Source organism: uncultured Gimesia sp. (assembly GCF_937919775.1).
Classification (GTDB): Bacteria; Planctomycetota; Planctomycetia; order Planctomycetales; family Planctomycetaceae; genus Gimesia.
This window is the reverse complement of record NZ_CALFPF010000373.1, coordinates 1-5213: the sequence shown is the minus strand read 5'-3', so window position 1 is coordinate 5213 and position 5213 is coordinate 1. Positions and strand designations below refer to the sequence as shown.

Genomic DNA, 5213 nt, shown 5'->3' with positions numbered 1-5213 from the left:
CGGGGTGTTCGAATTGATGGCCTTTTATGGCCTGTCCCGTGCGCCTAAAATGATTTCGCTGCCACCGAAACAGACGCCCAAATTAATCACCCCTTCCGGAGGCATTAATCTGGATGAGATTAAACCGGAATCAATCTTTATCGGCGGCGAAAAACAAGACTGGATTCTGACGGCCCAGAATAATTTTGCCCGCAGACTGGTTTTGAACTCCGCCGGGCAATGGCAGGTCGTCGATCAGTTCAATGCACCGGAGAGCAAAGCCCGCGTCGTGGGTGCGGTGAATATTAACCTCGACGGCGAACCGGGAGACGAAATTGTCCTGGTCGACCTGGGAGTCGAGAAACTTCGCATTCTGCGAAAGGAAGCCAATGTGTATCGGCCCTGGAAAGAAGTCGAAATCGGCGAGTTTCCGTTTCTGTCAGCACACGTGGCCGACTTGAACGGGGATCAGCGTCCCGACCTGTTTCTCTTCGGGCGCGGTCAGTTCGGCATACTTTATTCGGGTCAGACTCCGCCGACATTGAAAGACGTCGCCTCGTTTGAATCAAAACTGCCTCAGGCTTATTTTACAGATTCCGTTGCCGGCGATCTGAACGGGGACGGGCAGTCTGAAGTGGTGATCCTCGATACGCGGACCAATCACGTCGAAATTCTGAATTTCAGCGAAAAGCAGGGACTGCGACATGCGCTCAACTTCAAGGTCTTTGAAGAGAAAACATTTTCCCGGGCCAATCGCAGCGGCGTCAATCCCCGTGAGGCGCTTATCGCCGATGTGACCGGCGACAAGCGGAAGGATCTGATTCTGTTATGCCATGATCGCGTTTTGCTTTACCCGCAGGATGATGGCAAACCGGAAATCAAGCAGCCTTAAAGATCGGTCGTGTCATGCATCGCGTACTTTTTAGATAAACAGTCCAGGCCCCATACCAGGAATGCGGCTCCAAGAATCAGCGCGAGGGACGCCCAGAACATGCCGTCGAAAGCGGTCGGCCAGATATTCTCATAGATGCGATGTTTGAAGGGGACCATTTCCGGTGTCTGATCGCTCGTGTAAGGCGTGACGTCGATCTTGAACGGCCAGATTCGCCGTAACGAGCCGATCATCAGGCCGCAGAGTACCGCCATCGTCATGGTATGGTAATTGTGCAGCAGCCAGCGCAACACTTTGCTGAACAGAATCAGTCCCAGCAGGCAGCCCAGCACAAACACAAAAACCGTCAGCAAGCCGCTCCAGTCGATGTGCCCTTTGAGCAGCTCTTTGGGAATGGTTTTCAGTAACCCGGTGATGTCGTGATATTTTCCCAGCAGGACCAGAATCAGCGCGCCGCTGATGCCCGGCAGAATCATCGCACAGATGGCGATCATCCCGCAGAGAAACACATACAGGTTTCCTTCCGGCGGCTTGACGGAATGTTCTCCCACCAGAATGTAAACACCCGCCAGCGAAGCCAGTAAGGCGATCACATTCGGAAATGTCCAGCGATGCACCATTTGTGCGACCAAAAAACTGGATGCCAGGATCAGGCCGAAAAAAAGCGACAGCGTCAGTTGCAGATGGTAATCCAGCAGATAATGCATCAGACTCGCCAGGCTGACGACCCCCGTCAGAATTCCCACACCCAGGGGAATCACAAAACGCAGATCCAGATGTCGGGCAGCCTCTGACCATTTTCGGTGCAGCAGCAGTTGGAACAGCCGGGCATCGCAGTGACTGATGGCGGTGATCAGTCGCTGGTAGATTCCCAGAATCAGTGCGACGGTTCCTCCGGAAACGCCGGGGATGATATCCGCGCCCCCCATTAATAATCCCCGTCCCAGCTGAATCAGGTCTCCTCGGGCGGGAAATTTGGGAGCAGGCTGGGAAACGGATTGTTCTGGATCAGACATCAATCAACCTTGATTTAATGAACAAAAGGATCTTCAATTCAATTATTTCGACGCCAGCAATTGAATAGAGGATGCGGGATCAGGTATGTTTCATAGACAGGCAGAGTGTAATGTAGTGAAGCGTTTCTGAAAAGCGTTGATTTCTGGTTCCCCAAAAGCAAAGAGAAAAGCACTATGAAAGGCCCCGGACTGAAGCTGGATCTGGATATCAGGCGACTCTGGAAGTGCCCTCAAACGGGTCAAACAATCCGATTGAGCGGTAACGTCGTTTCCAAATCAACGCAGGTGGAAGGAAAAACGGTTTTCATGCAGCTCGTCGAAGAAAAACGCAGCCTGTACCGTGATCCTTATCATTTTGATTATTATGAACTGCCGGCTGCCGACCAGTCTTCCTCAGAACGGGCCGCCGCCGCAGCGCGCTCGATTGACGAACTGGTAGAAACGGAAATAATAGAGGAAACTGCAGTCACAGAAACGCAGTCGCCGGAAATTTCAGCAGAGACTACTGCGGAGCCGGAAGCAGCCGAGCCGGAACCGGAGATTCTTCCAACTCAGGATCAGGACGATGATGAAGAAGAGAGCTTCGGAGGCGGGCTGCTCTGATCCATTTGAAATCGATGCGTTCGATTTGATCACGATTTAGTTTGAGTTTCTTAGCCCGGCATCAGCCGATTGGTATAACGCGGTCCATGTCACAAACTGATATTATTATTACTGGTGCTCGCGAGCACAATCTGCAAAACGTCAGTCTTCAACTTCCCCGAAATCAGCTGATTGTCATGACCGGAGTCAGCGGCTCCGGCAAAAGTTCGCTCGCGTTTGATACGCTGTATGCGGAAGGGCAACGGCGTTACGTCGAGTCGCTCTCGAGTTATGCGCGGCAGTTTCTGGGACAGATGCCGAAACCCGAAGTCGATTCGATCTCCGGTCTCGCGCCTTCCATTTCCATCCAGCAGAAAATGAGCGGCCGCAACCCGCGCAGTACGGTTGGCACGATTACGGAAATCTATGATTACCTGCGCGTGTTATTCGCCCGGGTGGGGCAGGGCTCCTGCGAAAACTGCGGCAAACCGATCAGCTCTCAAAGCAGCGAACGGATTATCGATTCGATTTCCCTGCTGCCGGCGAAAACCCGCTTTTCAATTCTGGCCCCCTTAATCCAGCAGCAGAAAGGCGAATACAAAGATCTGTTCGATGATCTCTCGAAACAGGGATTTCTCAGAGCCCGCGTCGATGGTCGCATCGTACAGCTTTCCGATCAACTGCAGCTGGATCGACAGATGAGGCACACGATTGAAGTCGTCGTCGATCGACTGGTCGCAGGGAAAATCAGTCGCTCCCGTCTGGCAGAGTCGGTCGAACTGGCTCTGAAAATGTCGAATGGAACCCTGATTGTTGTCGAAGAGATCTCAGCCGGACATCCCGATGAAGAAAACGCAGACACACATCAGGAAAAAATTTACAGCTCGCGTTATGCCTGTTCCGATTGCGGTATCAGTTATGAACCGCCGAGCCCTCAGCTTTTCAGTTTCAATAGTCCCCTGGGAATGTGTACTGAATGCAATGGCCTGGGCATGCGGTACGATTTTCCGCTGGAGGCGTTACTTTCCAAAGAGAGTCTTTCCATACAAAAGGGGGCCTTCGAACTCCTGGGGCCGTTAAGTAAAGTCGGGAAATGGCGGCGGCACATCTACAACGGGGTTGCCCGTTCAATCGAAAAAGATTTGAAACTCGCCGAAGACAGTTTTCTGAAAACGCCCTGGAACGAACTCCCCGAAGCGGCGCAGCATCAGTTTCTGTACGGCACCGGCGATCGGAATATCACATTCAGCTGGCGGCATTCCGGCGGGATCTGGAAGCACGGCGGTACGTGGGACGGATATGTCGAGGAACTACTTGACAGCTACCGCAAAACCAGCAATCCCATGCGACGGAAACAGCTCGAAAAGTATATGGACTTCGTGCAATGTTCCAGTTGTCACGGTACGCGATTGAATACGCAGGCCCGCCATGTGCGGGTGGCATCAAACAGTTTTTCAAAGAACGGCAGTGCAAAGACCGTCGAAAAAACACTGCCGGAAGTCTGTGCCTGCAGCATTGAAGAAGCGGCACGGTTTTTTGAATCACTGGATCTGGATGAGACCGGCCTGCTGATCGCAGACGAAGTCTTGAAAGAAATTCGCGGGCGGCTCGGATTTCTGCTGCGGTGCGGACTGAACTATTTAACTCTGGATCGTACTGCTCCAACGCTTTCGGGAGGCGAAAGTCAGCGGATTCGTCTGGCGGGGCAGATTGGCTGCGGTCTTGTCGGCGTGGTTTACATTCTGGATGAACCTTCGATCGGCCTGCATCCCCGCGATAATACGATGCTGCTGGAAAGCCTGTGTGACCTGCGCGATCAGGGCAATACGGTGATTGTCGTCGAACATGATGAAGAAACGATGCGCGCCGCCGACCATATCGTCGACTTTGGTCCGGGCCCCGGTGTGCGGGGAGGACACATCGTTGCGGAGGGAACTTATCAGAATGTGCTCAAATCAAAAAACAGTGTGACGGCACAGTTTTTGTCCGGTAAAGAAAAAATTGAAATCCCGGAAACACGCCGCCCACTGATCAAAAAAGAATCGATCACCATCAAAGGTGCGAAACATCACAACCTGAAAAACATTGATGCGGTGATTCCGACCAAAGGTTTCATCTGCGTGACGGGCGTGAGCGGTTCCGGCAAGAGTTCGCTCGTCAATGATATTCTCTGGCCCGTATTGAATAAAAAAGCCAACAAAGGCAAAGGGAATCCGGGCGAACATCTGAAAGTCACCGGCCTCGAATTCATCGACAAAGCGATTGACATTGATCAGTCGCCCATTGGTCGCACGCCCCGCTCGAATCCGGCGACGTATGTGAAAGTCTTCGATCTGATCCGCGATCTTTATACGAAACTCCCCGAGTCCCGCATGCGGGGTTATAAAGCCGGGCGATTCAGTTTCAATGTCGCCGGGGGGCGCTGTGAAGCCTGTGAAGGCCATGGCGCGAATAAACTGGAGATGGACTTCCTCGCCGATGTCTGGGTCCCCTGTCCGGTCTGTGAAGGGCGACGCTTTCATCATGAAACTCTGGAGATCCGATATAAAGGCGCCAACATCGCCGAAGTCCTCGAGATGGATATTCAGCAGGCGATTGAACATTTCCAGAACGTTCCCAAAATTCTGAAGCTGCTGGAATCGCTGCATGCGGTCGGCCTGGATTATCTCAAGCTCGGACAACCTTCGCCCACACTTTCCGGAGGTGAAGCGCAGCGTGTGAAGCTCGCGCGCGAACTGGGGAAA

Annotated in this window: 4 protein-coding genes; 3 read left to right on the top strand and 1 reads right to left on the bottom strand. The window is 52.8% G+C overall.

Annotated features, from left to right (window positions below; genetic code table 11):
* On the top strand, nucleotides 1–871 hold an 871-nt coding region (locus Q0294_RS10220; protein ID WP_299464335.1), incomplete at its 5' end, for a VCBS repeat-containing protein.
* On the opposite strand, the gene Q0294_RS10215 is transcribed toward Q0294_RS10220, so the two are convergent.
* Complete coding sequence (locus Q0294_RS10215) at nucleotides 868–1887, bottom strand: DUF368 domain-containing protein (RefSeq protein WP_299464332.1); 1020 nt, start codon at nucleotides 1885–1887, stop codon at nucleotides 868–870. The genes Q0294_RS10220 and Q0294_RS10215 overlap by 4 nt on opposite strands.
* Before the next feature lie 174 nt (nucleotides 1888–2061).
* Between Q0294_RS10215 and Q0294_RS10210 the strand changes: the two genes are divergently transcribed.
* Both Q0294_RS10210 and uvrA read left to right on the top strand, forming a co-directional pair.
* A complete protein-coding gene (locus Q0294_RS10210) occupies nucleotides 2062–2490 on the top strand; it encodes a hypothetical protein (RefSeq protein WP_299464329.1) in 429 nt (142 codons plus the stop codon).
* An 86-nt stretch (nucleotides 2491–2576) separates the two neighbouring features.
* A partial coding sequence (gene uvrA / locus Q0294_RS10205) for an excinuclease ABC subunit UvrA (RefSeq protein ID WP_299464326.1) occupies nucleotides 2577–5213 on the top strand: 2637 nt, incomplete at its 3' end.